We start from the raw sequence: 17069 nt of genomic DNA on the forward strand, positions 1-17069 counted from the left end.
TGTTCAAAGCACATAGGAAAGGCCAAGGGTCAGGCCGAACGCGACCAGTGAGATCAAAGTTTCAAGCACCGTCCAGGTCTTGAAGGTCTGGGTCACGGTCATATTGAAGTACTCCTTGATCAACCAGAAGCCACCGTCGTTGACATGAGAAAAGATAACCGAGCCCGCACCTGTCGCCAGCACCAGCAGCTCCGGATGGGGATAGCCCAGACCAATGGCCACCGGCGCGACAACGCCTGATGCGGTAGTCATGGCCACGGTCGCGGAACCGGTGGCAATGCGCATCAATGCCGCGAACAGCCAGCCCATCAACAACGGCGACAAATGAAACTCATGGGCCAGGCCGACGATCTGGTCAGTCACCCCGGCATCCACCAGAATCCGGTTCAAGCCACCGCCGGCGCCCACCAGCAAGGTGATGCTGGCGGTTGGTGCCAGGCACTCATTGGTGAATTTGAGGATCGATTCGCGGTTGAAACCCTGAGCCAGACCGAGGGTCCAGAAACTCAGCAACGTCGCCAGCAACAGGGCGATCACCGAGTTGCCGATGAATAACAGGAATTGGTTGAAACCGCTGCCCGGTGTGGAGATCAGATTGGCCCAGCCGCCGATCAGCATCAGCACCACTGGCAGCAGAATCGTCGCCATGGTGATGCCGAAACCCGGCAAGCGGTCCCGTGGTTCGCGCTCGATGAACTGTCGCTCCAACGGGTTTTCCGCGGGCAACTGGATACGCGGCACGATGAATTTGGCGTACAGAGGACCGGCAATGATCGCGGTCGGGATGCCGATCAGAATCGCGTAGAGCAACGTCTGCCCCACCGAGGCCTGATAGGCCTGCACCGCGAGCATCGCTGCCGGATGCGGCGGCACCAGCGCATGCACCACCGAGAGCCCGGCAACCATCGGCAAACCGACCATCAGAATCGACACGCCTACCCGCCGCGCCACGGTAAAGGCAATCGGCACCAGCAACACAAAGCCAACTTCGAAGAACAACGGCAGACCCACCAGAAAGGCAATGCAGACCATCGCCCAGTGCGCGTTTTTCTCGCCGAAGCGCTCGATCAGCGTGCGCGCCATCTGCTCGGCTCCACCGGACTCGGCCATCATTTTGCCAAGCATCGTGCCCAGCGCCACCACCAGCGCAATGTGCCCCAGGGTCTTGCCGACACCCGCTTCATACGCGCCCACCACCCCTGACGGCGGCATTCCGGCGAGCAGCGCCAGGCCGATGGAAACCATGGTAATGACAATGAACGGATTGAGTCGGTAACGGGCGATCAGAACGATCAGCGCAATGATGGCGATAGCGGCATAAACCAGCAGCCAATAGCCGAAGGACGGTGCCATGCGGTACTCCTCGAAAAGGGTCACGTCGATGTGTTGTGAAACCCATAAATCATTTCGAGTAGCGGTTTTCAAACCTGATGAAAGTAATTTTCGTGCAGAGGAATGAGATGTCGTTTTCAGGCATGCCTTGTCGTGATTAATGAAAATCTGCCGGGCGTTTTTTCATCCCTTCGACGCGAACCTTCCCATCACACAATTCACTACGGCGATAGCTGCTTCGATGATTATCAGGAGTGCTACCAACTGTGCGACGGAGTCATTACCCCAGTCATCCATCAGGACTGATCCCCCTGAAAATACAACCCACCGCCCCGCCTCCTCGCCGTCCCGTAGCAGCTGTCGAGCCTGCGAGGCTGCGTTCGAGGACGAAGTCCTCGCATATCCTGCGTACGCGGTTTACCAGAAAGAACGCGCTGTCTGATTTCACGACTGCTTTGCAGCCGAACGCAGCCTCGCAGGCTCGACAGCTGCTACGGGGATACGGGGATACGGGGATACGGGGATACGGGAGCCAGTTTCGCGCATTAGTCGCGGATCAGCCTTCGAACACCTCGTTCGCGTAACTCGCCAGCTTGCCCTGGATGAAGTCCAGGAAGCATTGAATCCGCAAGGCCAGTTGTGAGTTGCGGTAGTACACCGCATTGATCGGCTGACGATAGCCGCTGTTGGCCTGCGCCAGCAGCAACTTCAGCCGCCCGGCCTTGATGTCATTGATGGTCATGAAATGCGACAGGCACACAATGCCCTGCCCCTCCAGCGCCAGCTGACGCAGGGTTTCACCGCTGGAGGCGCTGAGACTCGGCTGAATCTGCCAGCGGTCGCCGTGCACATGACGCAGCGGCCAGTGATTGAGGCTTTCGGTCTGGGTGAAGCCCAGCAACGAGTGGCCGGCCAGTTCGGCAACCGTGGTCGGTGTGCCGTGTTTTTCCAGGTACGCAGGGCTGGCGAGGATGTGCAGCGGACTGCCCCCCAGCGAACGCGCATGCAGGGTCGAATCCGCCAACGCTCCGATGCGGATCGCAATGTCGGTGCTTTGCTCCAGCAGGTCGATGATCAGGTCGTTGCTGTTGAGTTCCAGCTGGATGTCCGGGTACAGACGGCGGAACTCATCGATGTAGGGCACGATGGCATGCAGCATGAACGGCGACGCCGCGTTGATCCGCAGTCGTCCGGAAGGTGTCTTTTGGCGCGAGGACAGACGCTCTTCGAGCTCGTCCATCTGGTCGAGAATCAGCTTGGCCTGTTCGAAGAAGTACTTGCCCTCCTCGGTCAGGTCCATGCGCCGCGTGGTGCGGTTGATCAACGTGGTGTCGAGCTTGGCCTCCAGACGCGACAGCGTGCGGCTGACCGCCGAGGGCGTTTGCCCGACCTGTTCGGCTGCCGCTGAAATCGAACCGCACTCGATCACGCAGACGAAAATCTGCAACTCATCGGATCTGGCTTTCACGTGTGCCCCTTAAATCAAAACAGCTTTGATAGTAGCCGGATACGGGGCATAACGCAGGTTACGCCGGCAAGTTGAACACCTGCTTGAGGTGCTGCTCATAGCGCGCGACGTCGGCTTCAATGTTCGGCCGCTTCATCACGTCGACACACAGGAAGGTCGGCAGGCCACTCATGCCGAGAAAGGTATTGGCCTTGTGAAACGGGAAGTACACCGCATCCACGCCCTTGGCTTCGAAGAAGTCGCTCGGGTCGTCGAAGGCTTGCTGTGGTGCGTTCCAGGTCAGCGACAGCATGTACTGCTTGCCCTGCACCAGGCCGCCACTGCCGTATTTCTGCGAAGCATCGGAGCGGGTCCGGCCATCGCTGGCGTAGAGGCTGCCGTGGCCTTCGGTGAAGACTTCGTCGATGTACTTTTTCACGATCCATGGCGCGCCCATCCACCAGCCCGGCATCTGGTAAATGATCACGTCGGCCCAGAGGAACTTGGCGACTTCTTCAGCGACGTCGTAGCCCTCGTCGATGTGGGTCACTTTCACGTCGATACCGCCGCGATCCAGCACGCTCAAGGCAGCTTCGTGCAGGGTGGCGTTGTAGCGACCGTCAGAGTGGGCGAATTTCTTGCCACCGTTGAGCAACAGAACTTTTTTCATGGAAAGCCTCATCATGGTCCGACCCGCCACGCTGTGGATAAGTCGCGGGATCGAGAAGTTTCAAATGTGATGGCGGCAGGGTATCGATGACCCTGCCCATGAATAAGCCCGAAGCCGGCAAAATACATTTGAGCGAAACGCACGAATAACCAGCTGATTGTTGCCATAGAATTTTCTCAACCCTGACTTGAGGAGTTCTGCATGAGCGAGCAACACGGTTTCATCCTGCACGCCAAAACCCGCCCGGAAAAAGCCGACGCCTTCGAAGCCCTGTTCCGCGCTTACGTCGAACCCAGTCGCGCCGAACCTGGCTGCATCGAGTACCACATGCTGCGCGACCAGCAAGACCCGACGCTGTTTATCTTCTACGAGATCTGGCAATCCCGGGCCCATCTGGACGTGCACTCGAACCTGCCGCACATGCAGCAGTTTTTCGCGAACCGCATGGATTACCTGGAACGCGATTTCGATATCCGCCGCATCGACATGCTCAGCCCGTCATCAGCTAGCCGCTGATCAGCAGGTGGCCGCCGGCTCTTACGGGGCCGGAACGTTGTCGAGAGTGTCGGCCAATGCCTTGGTTTTCCTGAAGAACACCCCGTAAACCAACGACAGGATCAACAGGAACGGCACACCGAACACCAAGGTCATTTTGAACGCCTCGGTAAAGTACGTCGTGATCATCACCGCGCCCATCAGCAGCAGCCCCAACAGCGTGGTGTAAGGGAACAGGCGCATGCGGAACGACAGTTTCCGCTCGCCGTGACGCTCGTGGTAGCGACGGAAACAGTAGTGCGTGAGGAAGATCATGAACCAGGTGAAGATCGCGCCGAACATCGAAATCGCCATCATCAAGGTGAAAGAGCTTTCCGGGTACATCACGTTCAACAGCGTCGCCAGCGCAATGCCCGAGCTCGACAGCAACAAGGCGTTGAGCGGGATGCCGCTCTTGCTCAACGCGCCCATCGCCTTCGGCGCGTAACCGCCACGGGACAGGCTGAACATCATCCGCGTGGTGATGTAGAGCTGACTGTTCATCGCCGACAACGCGGCAATCAGAATCACGAAATTCATCACCCCGGTGGCGCCGGGAATGCCGATGGTTTGCATGACCGTGACAAACGGGCTCTGCGCATGACCTGCCTGAACCCACGGCACAATCGCCAACATCAGGGCCAGGGTCAGCAGGTAAAACACCACCAGCCGCACGATGGTCGCGCGAAAGGCTTTCTTCACTGCCCGCTCCGGATCCTCGGCTTCACCGGCCGCCACTGCGATCATTTCCACGCTCAGGTAGCTGAAGATCGACACGATGACCGCCACCCACATGCCTTGCAGGCCATTGGGGAAAAAACCGCCGTGGCTGGAGTAGTGATGCACGCCGTACTCCGGATTACCCGAACCAAACACCACATACACCGCGAGGATGATAAAGCCGACAATCGCGCCGATCTTGATAGTCGAGAACCAATACTCAAAGGTGCCGAAGGTCTTCACGCTGATGGCGTTGAGCACGATCAGAATGCTTGAGAACGAGACGATCCAGATCCACTCAGGCACGTTGGCGAACCAGTACTTCATGTACATCGCCACCGCCGTCACCTCGGTGCCGACCGCCAACACAATCGCCGCCCAGTAGGCGTAGCGCACCAGAAACCCGGCCAGCGGGCTGATATAGAACTCGGCATACGCGCCGAACGAACCCGAGGTCGAATGGGCCACGGTCATTTCCGCCAGACAGTCCATCAACAGCAGCGTGATGACCGCGCCAATCGCATAGCTGAGCAGCACGCTCGGCCCGGCATAGCCGATGGCATAGGCGCTGCCCATGAACAGGCCGGTGCCTATCGCACCGCCGATGGCGATCATGCTCATCTGCCCCGAGGTGAGCTGGCGCCTGAGGCCATTCTCACGGTTGGAGATGGTTTCAAAACCGAGGGTGTCGGTCATTTCTCTGTCCTCTGAATATTGTGTTTTTTTAGAGAGCACATCGTTTGGATAAACCGGGTCACACGGTCGAACTAAACCCTGTGGCGAGGGAGCTTGCTCCCGCTCTGCTGCGTAGCGGCCCAAAAATCTTCGCAGTGAGTATCGATTTTGTGAGTGCTGCGCACTCAAGCGGGAGCAAGCTCCCTCGCCACGGACAGTGCTGGGATCAGGTGACGCTGTGGCGTACCTGGAACTGCGCTTGCGACCAGGTTTGCTGATCGAGAATCTCGCCAAGAATCTGCACCGCATCAAAGACTTCGGTGAAGCTGGTGTACAGCGGGGTGAAACCGAAGCGCATGATCCGCGGCTCGCGGTAATCACCGATCACACCTTGGGCGATCAAGGCCTGTATCACCGCGTAGCCTTGCGGGTGTTCGAAGCTGACATGGCTGCCACGCCTGGCGTGTTCGCGCGGGGTGATCAGTTTCAAATCGTGAGCGGCGCAGCGCTGCTCCACCATCTGGATAAACAGGTCAGTCAGCGCCAGGGATTTGCGACGCAGGCTCGGCATGTCGGTCTGGGCGAAAATCTCCAGGCCGCACTCGACCATGGCCAACGAGGTGATCGGTTGAGTGCCACACAAGTAGCGAGCGATACCGCTGCTCGGCTCGTAGCTTGAGGCCATGTCGAACTGTCGGGAATGACCGAACCAGCCGGACAACGGCTGCGTGACCAGATTGCACAGCTGCGGCGCAACCCAGACAAACGCTTGCGAACCGGGACCGCCATTGAGGTACTTGTAGGTGCAACCGATGGCGTAGTCCGCGCCGGCCTGACGCAAATCGACCGGAACCGCACCGGCAGAATGCGCCAGGTCCCAGATCGCCAGCGCGCCACATTTGTGGATCAACGCCGTCACGGCCTGCATGTCGTGCATGTAGCCGGTCTTGTAGTTGACGTGGGTGAGCATGACCACAGCAGTGTCCTGGTCAATCGCCTGTGCCAGTTCTTCCGGGCTGTCGACCAGACGCAAGCTATAGCCCTGCTGGAGCAAATCCATCAGCCCTTCGGCGATGTACAAATCCGTCGGGAAGTTGCTCGACTCACTGACGATGACCCGCCGCGTCGGTGCCCGCATCGCCTGCACACGCAAGGCCGCGCCGAGGACCTTGAACAGGTTGATCGAGGTGGTGTCGGTGACCACCACTTCGCCCTCACCGGCGCCAATCAGCCCGGCCAACCGATTGCCCAGACGTTCCGGCAGGTCGCGCCAACCCGCGCTGTTCCAGCTGCGGATCAAGCCATTGCCCCACTCCTCGGCGATGACCGCCTGAGCACGCTCAAGCGCCGCAACCGGACGCGCGCCAAGGGAGTTGCCGTCGAGGTAAATCACGTCTTCGGGAAGCGCGAACTGGTGACGCAGATGAGCCAAAGGGTCTTGCGCATCAAGCGCCAGGCAATCGTTTCTTGTGATCATTGTCGGTCCTGTTCTCTAGATGACATGCCGCCGTGTTTTCAGCTTTTTTGCGCCGGCACAATGAGCAAATAATGAACGAAGCCTTGGAGAATTTTCGTGCAAAGTGGATGGTCATATAGTAGTTATCTCGAAGATAATTCGAATCCAACTCCAAAAATCGCGGATTTATTCAAACCATGACCCTCGACTCGACAGACCTGCGAATCCTGCATTACTTGCAGCAGGACGGGCGTATCAGCAATCAGGAATTGGCGGAGAAAGTTGCGCTGTCGCCGTCGGCTTGCCTGCGGCGTTTGCGGCTGCTGGAAAGTGAGGGAATCATCACCGGCTATCGCGCGGTGCTGAACGCCGAACGGCTGGGCATCGAGCTGGAAGCCATCGTCCATGTGTCGTTGCGACAGGACGTCGAAGACTGGCACGAGACCTTTATCAAGAAGGTGCAAGAGTGGCCGGAAGTCGCCACCGCGTACGTGATTACCGGCGCCAGCAACTATGTGCTGCGGGTTCAGGCGCGCAACCTGAAACACTTCTCGGATTTCATCGTCAACAAGCTCAATCGCACCGCGGGGGTGACCGATATTCGCTCGGAAATCGTCCTGCAGAAAATCAAGGAGCGAGACGACCTGCTGGATCTGGTCGCCCGCAAATAAGCCTTATTGACTGCCTCTGCGTCAAAGCCCGCGCATGCGCCGGGCCTCGTTGCGCTGCAAGGTGGCGCTCGGGGCTTCGTCGAACAACTTGCGGTACTCGGCGGAAAAACGCCCCATGTGGGTGAACCCCCAGCCCATGGCAATCTCCGAGATGTTGCGCGCCAGCCCCTGTTCAAGAATGTCCTGGCGCACCGCATTCAAGCGGTATTTTTTCAGATAGGCCATCGGCGACAGGGCGAAGTATTTTCTGAATGCTTCGAACAACTTGAACCGCGAAACCCCGGCCGCCGCTTCGATGTCTTCCAGGTGCACGGCTTCGCGAGCGTTGTCGTGAATGTACTGTTTGGCCCTGATCAGATAGTGCGGCAATTTCACCCCCAATACCTCCCGCAGCTCATCGGAGTAATTGTTCGGCTGGGCGAGGATCAGGCCTTTGATCAACGAGCTTTCGATGTCCCGCGTGAAGACGACCTGCTCAAACAGCGCGCTGCTGCGCTCAAGTTCGCCGATGAAATACCGCGCCATGCGCCACCACGAGGCCGACGCACCGTCCACCGCGTCCATCACTGATTCAAAGCGCAGCGGCGCATCCAGTGGGCGCTGCAACATCCCCTCAAGGGATTCACTCATGGCCGCCCGAGTGATCACCACCTGGACCTTGCGGCAGTCACCGGAGATCGCCAGCATCTGGTTTTCATTCGGGGAGATGATCACGCCTTGATCGCGATTGGATTTGAGCAGCGTGCCGTTCTTGCTCAGCTCCTGCTCACCGACCAAAGGCAGGCTGAGGCTGTAGCTGCTGAAGTGCTCGGCATCTTCGATATCGACGGTCACGTCGGTGCCGTACTCGATAGTGCCCAGGGTCGTGGCCATCGACTTGAAGACGTTGGCGGTGTGATGAAAACGGATCCGTTCGGGCGTCGCGGTTTCGAGACGGTGCGGCCCGCAGATCCCTGACATCCAGGTCCGCGCCCCCTCAAGGTCATAGTGATCGATACGAATATCGCGAAACTGCGGATCGGCTTTGCTACTCATCACGGCGCACCCACGGCAATATTTTTCTCGCGCGCTCTGACGGCGCGCCTCTGACTTGAGTCGAGCAACTTCCAGACCACTGAACGCCTACGCCAACCCAGTGGATAGCAATCATCGACTAAGTGGATAACGCGGCTGTTTCGGGACCGGGACTCACCTTCGAACAACGCTCCAGGCTGCCCAAGACAGTACCTCAATGTTGCAAACAGGGGCGGCCGTTCATCGAATGGTGCAAAGCCTTGAGTATTACCTGCCCAGAACAGCGCACGGGTGTTACCCCTATCCGCGTCAGTACAAATTCCCGTAGCAGCTGCCGAGCCTGCGAGGCTGCGTTCGGCTCGGTCCGCGCTCGGGCGCAGCAGTCGTAAACCCTGCATGCACGATCTTCCTGTAGCACCGTGGTGACTGACTTCACGACTGCTGCGCAGCCGAACGCAGCCTCGCAGGCTCGGCAGCTGCTACAAAATCGGCGCACGACCGAATATCCATTTGCTCATGCATTAGCGCCGAACTTTGTGGACTGCCTTCGTCGACAAACCGGATAGACCCCGCCCCGCCCCACTCTCTCTAATGAGTGCACCGATTGACCTGAATAAAAAAGGTGCACACCCATGAGTGGCGAAAAAAATGTCGAGCAGTGGAAAGCGTTCATTGAAGGCTGCCTGGACTTCCGTCCGGCAGAAGGCGTATTCCGCATCGCTCGGGATATCTTTACCGAGCCGCAACTGTTCGATCTGGAGATGGAGCTGATCTTCGAGAAGAACTGGATCTACGCCTGTCACGAAAGCGAGCTGGCCAACAACCACGACTTCATCACCCTGCGCGCCGGTCGCCAGCCGATGATCATCACCCGTGACGGTGACGGCCAACTCAACGCGCTGATCAACGCTTGCCAGCATCGCGGTACCACATTGACCCGCGTCGGCAAAGGCAACCAATCGACGTTTACCTGCCCGTTCCACGCCTGGTGCTACAAAAGCGACGGACGCCTGGTCAAGGTCAAGGCCCCTGGCGAATACCCGGAAGGTTTCGACAAAGCCACACGCGGCCTGAAAAAGGCCCGCATCCAGAGCTACAAGGGCTTCGTCTTCATCAGCCTGGACGTTCATGGCGATAACAGCCTCGAAGACTTCCTCGGCGATGCCAAAGTGTTCTTCGACATGATGGTCGCCCAATCGCCCACCGGCGAACTGGAAGTACTGCCCGGCAAGTCGGCCTACACCTACGACGGTAACTGGAAACTGCAGAACGAGAACGGCCTGGACGGCTATCACGTCAGCACGGTCCACTATAACTATGTGGCCACGGTGCAACACCGCCAGCAGGTCGACAACGAGAACGGCACCCGCGCCAGCGGCACGCTCGACTACAGCAAGCTGGGGGCTGGCGACGCCAATACCGATGACGGCTGGTTCGCCTTCAATAACGGTCACAGCGTGCTGTTCAGTGACATGCCCAACCCGACGGTGCGCTCCGGCTACGCGACGATCATGCCGCGCCTGATCAAGGACCATGGTCAGGAAAAAGCCGAATGGATGATGCATCGGCTGCGCAACCTGAACATCTACCCCAGCCTGTTTTTCCTCGATCAAATCAGCTCCCAGCTACGGATCATCCGCCCGGTGGCCTGGAACAAGACCGAGATCATCAGCCAGTGCCTGGGCGTGAAAAACGAATCGGACGCGGATCGGGAAAACCGGATTCGGCAGTTCGAAGATTTCTTCAACGTGTCCGGACTCGGCACCCCGGATGACCTGGTGGAGTTTCGCGAAGCCCAGCGCGGTTTCCAGGCGCGGCTCGAACGCTGGAGCGATATCTCGCGCGGCAGCCACCAGTGGGCAACCGGCGCCACGCCCAACAGCGAGGCGATCGGCATTGCACCGGCCATGACCGGCACCGAATTCACCCACGAAGGGCTTTACGTCAACCAGCACAGCAACTGGCAGAAGTTCTTGCTCGACGGCCTGGACGCGAAATCCCTGAAGCTACGTGAGGTGTGAACATGAATCCGCAATTGCAGTACCAGATCGAGCAGTTTTTCTACCGCAAATCCGAACTCTGCGACGCCAAGGACTGGGACGCCTACATCCAGCTCTTCGACGAACAGAGTGAGTTTCACCTGCCGCAATGGGACTCCGAACACGTCTACACCCGTGACCCCAAGCGCGAAATGTCGTTGATCTACTACGCCAATCGCTCGGGCCTGGAAGACCGTGTATTCCGCCTGCGCACCGGCAAGGCTGCCTCGGCCACACCGATGCCGCGCACCCTGCACCTGATCAACAACGTGCGGATCAGCGAACTCGAGAGCGGTGAGCTGGAGGTACGGCTGAACTGGCACACGTTGTTTTATCGCCTGGCCACCTCAGAGCAGTTCTACGGGAACGCGACCTATCGCCTCAAGCCTCACGCAGACAGCTGGGTGATTACCCGCAAACACGTGTTGCTGCTCAACGACACCATCAACTCGGTGCTCGATTTCTACCACCTCTGAATTCATGGAGACCGGGGCATGAACCACAAGGTAGCGTTCAGTTTTGCCGACGGCAAAACACTGTTTTTTCCCGTGCAGGCCAACGAAATACTGCTCGATGCCGCCCTGCGCAACGGCATCAATATTCCACTGGATTGCCGCGAGGGTGTCTGCGGAACCTGTCAGGGCCGCTGCGAATCCGGCGACTACAGCCAGGATTATGTGGATGAGGAAGCCCTCTCCAGCCTCGACCTGCAACAACGCAAGATGCTCACTTGTCAGACCCGAGTGAAGTCCGACGCCGCGTTCTATTTCGATTTCGCTTCCAGCCTGTGCAATGCCGCAGGGCCTGAACAGCTCAGCGGTACGGTCACGCATGTACGTCAGGTCTCGGCCAGCACCGCGATCCTCCATCTGGATTTGGGCGCGGCCACCCAGCCACTGGATTTCCTGCCGGGGCAATACGCACGCCTGCTGATTCCGGGGACCACGAGCAAGCGCTCCTACTCCTTCGCCAACCGCCCGAGCAGCAGCAATCAGCTGCAATTTCTGATTCGCCTGTTACCCGACGGGGTGATGAGTAACTACATTCGCGAACGCTGCCAGGTCGGCGATGAAATCGTTCTGGAAGCACCGTTGGGTGCGTTCTACCTACGTCACATYGCTCGGCCGCTGATCCTGGTGGCCGGCGGCACCGGACTGTCCGCATTGTTGGGGATGCTCGACGAAATCGTCGTCCGCGGGTGCGAACAACCTGTGCACTTGTACTACGGTGTACGGGACGCAGCCGATCTGTGCGAAACCGAACGGATCAATGCCTATGCTCAACGCATTCCCGGGTTTCGCTATACGCCGGTGGTCAGCGATCCATCACCGGACTGGGAGGGAAAACGCGGCTACATCGCCGAGCATTTCGATGCCAGCGAACTGCGGGATGCCGCCGTCGACATGTACGTCTGCGGACCGCCGCCGATGGTCGAGTCGATCAAGAGCTGGTTGCAGGATCAAACCCTCGACAACGTGCAGCTGTATTACGAAAAGTTCACTGAAAGTAATGTTTGAGGCTCACAAACACGCGCCAATTGAATAAGCTGTCGACCTGCAACAAAGCCTGACCATAACAACGAGAAGGTATCCAGATGGCGGATGAACAATTGCAACAGGGCGTGCTGAAGCGGGGGCTGAAAAACAGGCATATTCAGCTGATCGCGCTGGGCGGCGCGATTGGCACAGGGCTGTTTCTCGGCTCCGCCGGCGTGCTCAAATCGGCAGGCCCGTCGATGATCCTCGGCTATGCCATTGCCGGTTTCATCGCCTTTCTGATCATGCGCCAACTGGGAGAGATGATTGTCGAGGAGCCGGTCGCCGGGTCCTTCAGCCATTTTGCGCACAACTACTGGGGTAGTTTTGCCGGCTTCCTGTCCGGCTGGAACTACTGGGTGCTGTATGTGCTGGTGGGCATGGCCGAGCTGACCGCCGTTGGCAAATACGTGCAGTTCTGGTGGCCCGAGGTACCCACCTGGGCCAGCGCGGCGGTGTTCTTCGTACTGGTCAACCTGATCAACACGATGAACGTCAAAATATTCGGTGAAATGGAGTTCTGGTTCGCCATCATCAAGGTCGTGGCGATCATCGGCATGATCGCCCTCGGCTGCTACATGCTGGTCAGCGGCACCGGCGGCCCGCAGGCCTCGGTGAGCAACCTGTGGAGTCACGGCGGTTTCTTCCCCAACGGCACCAACGGTTTGCTGATGGCGATGGCGTTCATCATGTTCTCCTTTGGCGGCCTGGAACTGGTCGGCATCACCGCCGCCGAAGCCAGCGAACCGAGGAAAGTCATTCCCAAGGCGATCAACCAGGTGGTTTACCGCGTATTGATCTTCTACGTCGGCGCACTCACCGTGCTGCTGTCGTTGTACCCGTGGGACCAACTGCTACAAACAATGGGCGCTTCCGGCGATGCCTACAGCGGCAGTCCGTTTGTGCAGATTTTCGCCTTGATCGGCAGCGACACCGCGGCGCAGATCCTCAACGTTGTGGTGCTCACCGCAGCACTCTCGGTCTACAACAGCTGCGTCTATTGCAACAGCCGCATGCTCTACGGCCTGGCGGAACAGGGCGATGCCCCCAAGCCACTGATGAAGCTGAACAAACGGGGCGTGCCGTTACGGGCGCTGGGCGTATCGGCGCTGATGACGATGTTGTCCGTGCTGGTTAACTACGTCGCCCCGCATGAAGCGCTTGAGTTGCTGTTCGCGCTGGTGGTCGCCTCGTTGATGATCAACTGGGCGATGATCAGCCTGACGCACCTGAAGTTTCGCAAGGCCATGGGCCAACGCGGCATCGTCCCGGGCTTCAAGGCGTTCTGGTCGCCGTACACCAATTACCTGTGCCTGGCGTTCATGGCCATGATCATCTACGTGATGTTGTTGATTCCCGGGGTGCGTGCGTCGGTCTACGCGATCCCGATCTGGGTACTGATCCTGTTCGTGTTCTACCGGATTCGGGTCGCCAGAACTCGCGCGTTGTCGGTCGCTTAATAGCCTTCAGCCAGTCGACAAAAAGCCCCGGCATTCGATGAATGCCGGGGCTTTTGCTTTCTGTAGCAGCTGGCGCAGCCTGCGTTCGAGCGCGCAGCGCTCGTAAATACAAACAACTCGGTGTGCCTGATGCACCTCAGCGGATGATTTTACGACTGCTACGCAGCCGAACGCAGCCTTCGGCAGCTGCTACAGGGTCCGTGCGCCGGGAATCCTCTAGCGCCTGGTTCAGAGGGTCGAACGCACGCGCCACAACTCCGGAAACAGCACGGTATCGAGCATCTTGCGCAGATAGCCGACACCTTCCGTGCCACCTGTGCCCGGCTGGAAGCCGATGATCCGCTCAACCGTGGTGACATGGCGGAAGCGCCATTGACGGAACGAGTCCTCAAGGTCGATCAGTTTTTCCGCCAACTGGTAAAGATCCCAATACCGCGAAGGGTCGGTGTAGACCACACGCCAGGCGGCTTCGACCGAGGCGTCATAAGCAGTCGGGCTGGCCGGGTCGCGCTCGAAGCGCTGCGGATCAATCGCCAACCCTGCGCTGACCATCAACCGAATCGCCTCGTCATACAGCGACGGCGTGGCAATCGCCTTTTCCAGCTCCGCCAACAGTTCCGGCCGGTGCGCATGTGGACGCAACAGCGTTGCACTTTTGTTGCCGAGGATGAATTCGATCTCGCGGTACTGGAACGACTGGAAGCCCGATGACTGGCCCAGAAACGGCCGGATCGCGTGGTATTCGGTCGGCGTCATGGTCGCCAGCACCGTCCAGGCATGCACCAGTTGATCGAAAATCCGCGAGACCCGCGCCAGCATCTTGAACGCCGGAGGCAACTCGCCCAGCCTGACGTGTTCGCGGGCGGCCTTGAGCTCGTGCAGCATCAGCTTCATCCACAGCTCGGACGTCTGATGCTGGATGATGAACAGCATCTCGTTATGGTCCGGCGACAGAGGGTGCTGAGCGCTGAGAATCTTCCCCAGATCCAGGTAATCGCCGTAGCTCATGGAGTCGGAAAAATTCAGTTCGGCGTTATGCCATTCTTCCGGCTGCTTTGAAGGTGACTGATTTGAAGGTGACTGATTTGAAGATGAATAGGGACATTGGCTCATTGAGCAGGCTCCTCAAGTGGCGGTTTGTTCAGGGGACGTAAAATGGCCCTGACCGGGCTCGCGTCCAGGTTGGCAAACCGCAGCGGCAACGCAATCAGTTCATAGTCGCCTTCCGGCACGTCATCGAGCACGATGCCTTCGAGAATCGCCATGCCATGGCGGGCCACTGCGTTGTGCGAATCCATGGTCTTGGACTGTTGAGGGTCCAGCGACGGAGTATCGATACCGATCAGCCGCACGCCAAGGCCCGACAGCAGGTCGACGGTTTCTTTGGCGACAGCCGTGAAGTCCGAATCCCAGGCCGTCAGCGGCGCCTGTTGATAAGTGCGCAGCAAGACGCGCTCGGGCAGATCGGCAAGGCGTCCTTCCAGTTGCCCGGGCTGAACCAACGGACCGCTGTCCAGACAATGCAAGACGCGACACGGACCGATATAAACATCCAGCGATACATCGCCAATGGCCGCGCCGTCGGCACTGTAATGCAACGGTGCATCGACATGGGCACCGGTGTGGGGAGACAGGGTGATGCGACCGACATTCACCGGGCACTCGGGGCCGAAGGTCCAGACGCGCTCTTCCTGAAACGGCGTATCACCCGGCCACGTCGGTGTTACGGTGCTCAAGGGCGGGCTGATATCCCACCACGACATTGTTTTTTTCATTGCATAGCTCTCGACAACTCTCGCGTGAATGATACGAGTGATGCCTGTGAAGATTCTTGCGAAAACCGTCGGGAACGCCCAAATGTTTCGCACTTAATGCCAAGAATTTGAAGTTTAGCGGATGGAAATTTCAATGCGTGAATCGGACTCCTGGATGTCCGCTTGAGCGGGTTTGCTCGATAGCGCGTTTCTGGACAGCTGAATGTCGAGCACAGACAACTGACACCCTGCCGGGCGCTATAGGGTGCGACTTCAGTCCTGCCTAACGCTCGGAGTCAGCATGTCCAAACCCATTACCGTTCTTCGCGATACCCATCCACTGCCAGTGCTTGACGCCTGCAAATGGGAGAAACTCGAAGGTGACCCGCATACCGTCAACCTCAACGCCTACACCAGCGAAGACGGCAGCAAGATCATGGGCACCTGGATCTGCACACCGGGCAAGTGGTACGTGGAGTATGTGAAGTGGGAATACTGCCACTTCCAGGAAGGCTACTGCGTGATCACCCCGGACGGGATGGAACCGATCCATCTGCGCGCGGGTGATATTTTCGTCATTGAGCCGGGCATGAAAGGCACATGGGAAGTGGTCGAGACCGTACGCAAGTACTTCGTTTTCGCCTGATTCAGCAATAAAAAACCGAGAGCCCACCCGACGTGGGCTCTCGGAAAGTATCGACGGATTACGCCATATTTGTGGCGAGGGAGCTTGCTCCCGCGGGTTCGCGAAGCGGACCCATGAGGCCAATGCGACTTGTCAGATACGCCGCGTGTTCAGGATTGACGACTGCTTCGCAGCCGAGCGGGGCGTTGCGGCGTTCCGACAAGCTCCCTCGCCACAGTCCCGCCCCCCTATCAGGGTTTGCGATAGCTGTTGATGATTGCCGAGAAATCCTTGCCGCCTTCGCCACGCTGACTCATCGCCTGATACAGCTGCTGAGCCACCGCGCCGAGCATTACCGGTTGATGCGCCTGACGCGCAGCTTCAGTGGCCAGCCCGAGGTCCTTGAGCATCAATTCGGCACCGAAACCGCCGGTATAACCACGCGATGCCGGTGCTGTTTCGACAATGCCCGGCCACGGGTTGTACATCTCCGAACTCCAGCAACGACCGGTCGAACTGTTGATGATCCCCGCCAGCACCTTGGTGTCGATGCCTAGGGCATCACCCAGGGCCATGGCTTCGCTGACGCCGACCATGGAAATCGCCAACAACAGGTTGTTGCAGATCTTGGCGATTTGCCCGGTGCCGACTTCACCGCAATGCACGATGTTGCGGCCCATCTGCGCCAGTACCGGTTGCAGGGTGGCGAACAATTCCGGCGTGGCACCAACCATGAAGGTCAGCGTCCCGGCCGCAGCGCCACCGGTGCCGCCGGAGACCGGCGCATCCGCCATGGGTACGCCTTGCTTGGCCGCCGCCCCAGCGACATCGCGGGCGGTCTGCGGGTCGATGGTGCTGCAATCCACGGCGGGAACGCCCTTGGCGATCCCGGCCAGCACGCCGTCTTCACCCAGCCAGACACTGCGCACATGGACAGCGGCCGGCAGCATGGTAATCACCAGCTCTGCGCCTTGGGCTGCTTCACGCGCCGAAGCGCTGATGGTGCCGCCCAGTTGCGCCAGCTCTGCGAGTACGGCTTTGTTCAGGTCGACCAGGTTCAGCGAATGGCCAGCCTTGATCAGGTTGCGCGCCATCGGCGCGCCCATGTTGCCGAGACCGATAAAAGCGATTTTCATG

At 58.9% G+C, this 17069-nt stretch carries 16 protein-coding genes; 7 read left to right on the plus strand and 9 right to left on the minus strand.

Annotated features, from left to right (window positions below):
- Nucleotides 1-3: 3 nt before the first annotated feature.
- The 3 genes from AC1DHT_RS17075 to mdaB form a co-directional block, all read right to left on the minus strand.
- Nucleotides 4-1353, minus strand: a complete 1350-nt coding sequence (locus AC1DHT_RS17075; protein ID WP_427541957.1) for a GntT/GntP/DsdX family permease — start codon at nt 1351-1353, stop codon at nt 4-6.
- A gap of 535 nt (nt 1354-1888) precedes the next feature.
- Nucleotides 1889-2800, minus strand: a complete 912-nt coding sequence (locus AC1DHT_RS17080; protein ID WP_427533129.1) for a LysR substrate-binding domain-containing protein — start codon at nt 2798-2800, stop codon at nt 1889-1891.
- Nucleotides 2801-2858: 58 nt separating this feature from the next.
- The gene (mdaB, locus tag AC1DHT_RS17085) at nt 2859-3449 is read right to left on the minus strand and encodes an NADPH:quinone oxidoreductase MdaB (RefSeq protein WP_427533128.1); all 591 of its coding nucleotides are present in this window, start codon (nt 3447-3449) and stop codon (nt 2859-2861) included.
- A 201-nt stretch (nt 3450-3650) separates the two neighbouring features.
- On the opposite strand from mdaB, the gene AC1DHT_RS17090 reads away from it, so the two are divergent.
- Nucleotides 3651-3965, plus strand: a complete 315-nt coding sequence (locus tag AC1DHT_RS17090) for a putative quinol monooxygenase (protein ID WP_427541960.1) — start codon at nt 3651-3653, stop codon at nt 3963-3965.
- Nucleotides 3966-3986: 21 nt separating this feature from the next.
- Here the strand turns inward: AC1DHT_RS17090 and AC1DHT_RS17095 are convergent, their stop codons facing one another.
- Together AC1DHT_RS17095 and kynU are read right to left on the minus strand one after the other, a co-directional pair.
- Nucleotides 3987-5399 (minus strand): amino acid permease, encoded by a 1413-nt coding sequence (locus AC1DHT_RS17095; RefSeq protein WP_427541963.1) that lies wholly within the window; start codon nt 5397-5399, stop codon nt 3987-3989.
- Nucleotides 5400-5604: 205 nt separating this feature from the next.
- A complete protein-coding gene (gene kynU, locus AC1DHT_RS17100) occupies nt 5605-6855 on the minus strand; it encodes a kynureninase (protein ID WP_427541966.1) in 1251 nt (416 codons plus the stop codon).
- Between the two features lie 176 nt (nt 6856-7031).
- Between kynU and AC1DHT_RS17105 the strand changes: the two genes are divergently transcribed.
- The gene (locus AC1DHT_RS17105; RefSeq protein ID WP_054594119.1) at nt 7032-7505 is read left to right on the plus strand and encodes an Lrp/AsnC family transcriptional regulator; all 474 of its coding nucleotides are present in this window, start codon (nt 7032-7034) and stop codon (nt 7503-7505) included.
- A gap of 21 nt (nt 7506-7526) precedes the next feature.
- Here AC1DHT_RS17105 and AC1DHT_RS17110 read toward each other — a convergent pair whose 3' ends face one another.
- Nucleotides 7527-8540: an AraC family transcriptional regulator gene (locus AC1DHT_RS17110; protein ID WP_427533125.1), complete on the minus strand. Its 1014-nt coding sequence runs from the start codon at nt 8538-8540 to the stop codon at nt 7527-7529.
- A 611-nt stretch (nt 8541-9151) separates the two neighbouring features.
- Between AC1DHT_RS17110 and antA the strand changes: the two genes are divergently transcribed.
- The 4 genes from antA to AC1DHT_RS17130 all read left to right on the plus strand — a co-directional run bounded on the left by antA (nt 9152) and on the right by AC1DHT_RS17130 (nt 13553).
- Nucleotides 9152-10540 carry an anthranilate 1,2-dioxygenase large subunit gene (antA, locus tag AC1DHT_RS17115; RefSeq protein ID WP_427541971.1) on the plus strand — a complete coding sequence of 463 codons (1389 nt, stop codon included), beginning with the start codon at nt 9152-9154 and terminating at the stop codon, nt 10538-10540.
- Between the two features lie 2 nt (nt 10541-10542).
- Entirely contained in the window at nt 10543-11034 is a 492-nt protein-coding gene (gene antB / locus AC1DHT_RS17120) for an anthranilate 1,2-dioxygenase small subunit (protein ID WP_427541974.1), read from the plus strand.
- An 18-nt stretch (nt 11035-11052) separates the two neighbouring features.
- Entirely contained in the window at nt 11053-12075 is a 1023-nt protein-coding gene (gene antC / locus AC1DHT_RS17125) for an anthranilate 1,2-dioxygenase electron transfer component AntC (RefSeq protein ID WP_427541977.1), read from the plus strand.
- A gap of 77 nt (nt 12076-12152) precedes the next feature.
- Complete coding sequence (locus AC1DHT_RS17130) at nt 12153-13553, plus strand: amino acid permease (protein ID WP_427541980.1); 1401 nt, start codon at nt 12153-12155, stop codon at nt 13551-13553.
- Nucleotides 13554-13781: 228 nt separating this feature from the next.
- Here AC1DHT_RS17130 and kynA read toward each other — a convergent pair whose 3' ends face one another.
- The gene (gene kynA / locus AC1DHT_RS17135) at nt 13782-14666 is read right to left on the minus strand and encodes a tryptophan 2,3-dioxygenase (protein ID WP_427541983.1); all 885 of its coding nucleotides are present in this window, start codon (nt 14664-14666) and stop codon (nt 13782-13784) included.
- A complete protein-coding gene (kynB, locus tag AC1DHT_RS17140; protein WP_427541986.1) occupies nt 14663-15328 on the minus strand; it encodes an arylformamidase in 666 nt (221 codons plus the stop codon). The genes kynA and kynB overlap by 4 nt, the downstream gene beginning before the upstream one ends.
- Nucleotides 15329-15608: 280 nt before the next feature.
- Here kynB and AC1DHT_RS17145 point away from each other — a divergent pair, with 280 nt between their 5' ends.
- A complete protein-coding gene (locus AC1DHT_RS17145; protein WP_019691702.1) occupies nt 15609-15953 on the plus strand; it encodes a cupin domain-containing protein in 345 nt (114 codons plus the stop codon).
- 230 nt (nt 15954-16183) lie between these two features.
- On the opposite strand, the gene mmsB is transcribed toward AC1DHT_RS17145, so the two are convergent.
- Complete coding sequence (mmsB, locus tag AC1DHT_RS17150; protein ID WP_427541989.1) at nt 16184-17068, minus strand: 3-hydroxyisobutyrate dehydrogenase; 885 nt, start codon at nt 17066-17068, stop codon at nt 16184-16186.
- Nucleotide 17069 lies beyond the last annotated feature (1 nt).

The sequence above is a fragment of the Pseudomonas sp. 05N432 genome (genome assembly GCF_056396945.1).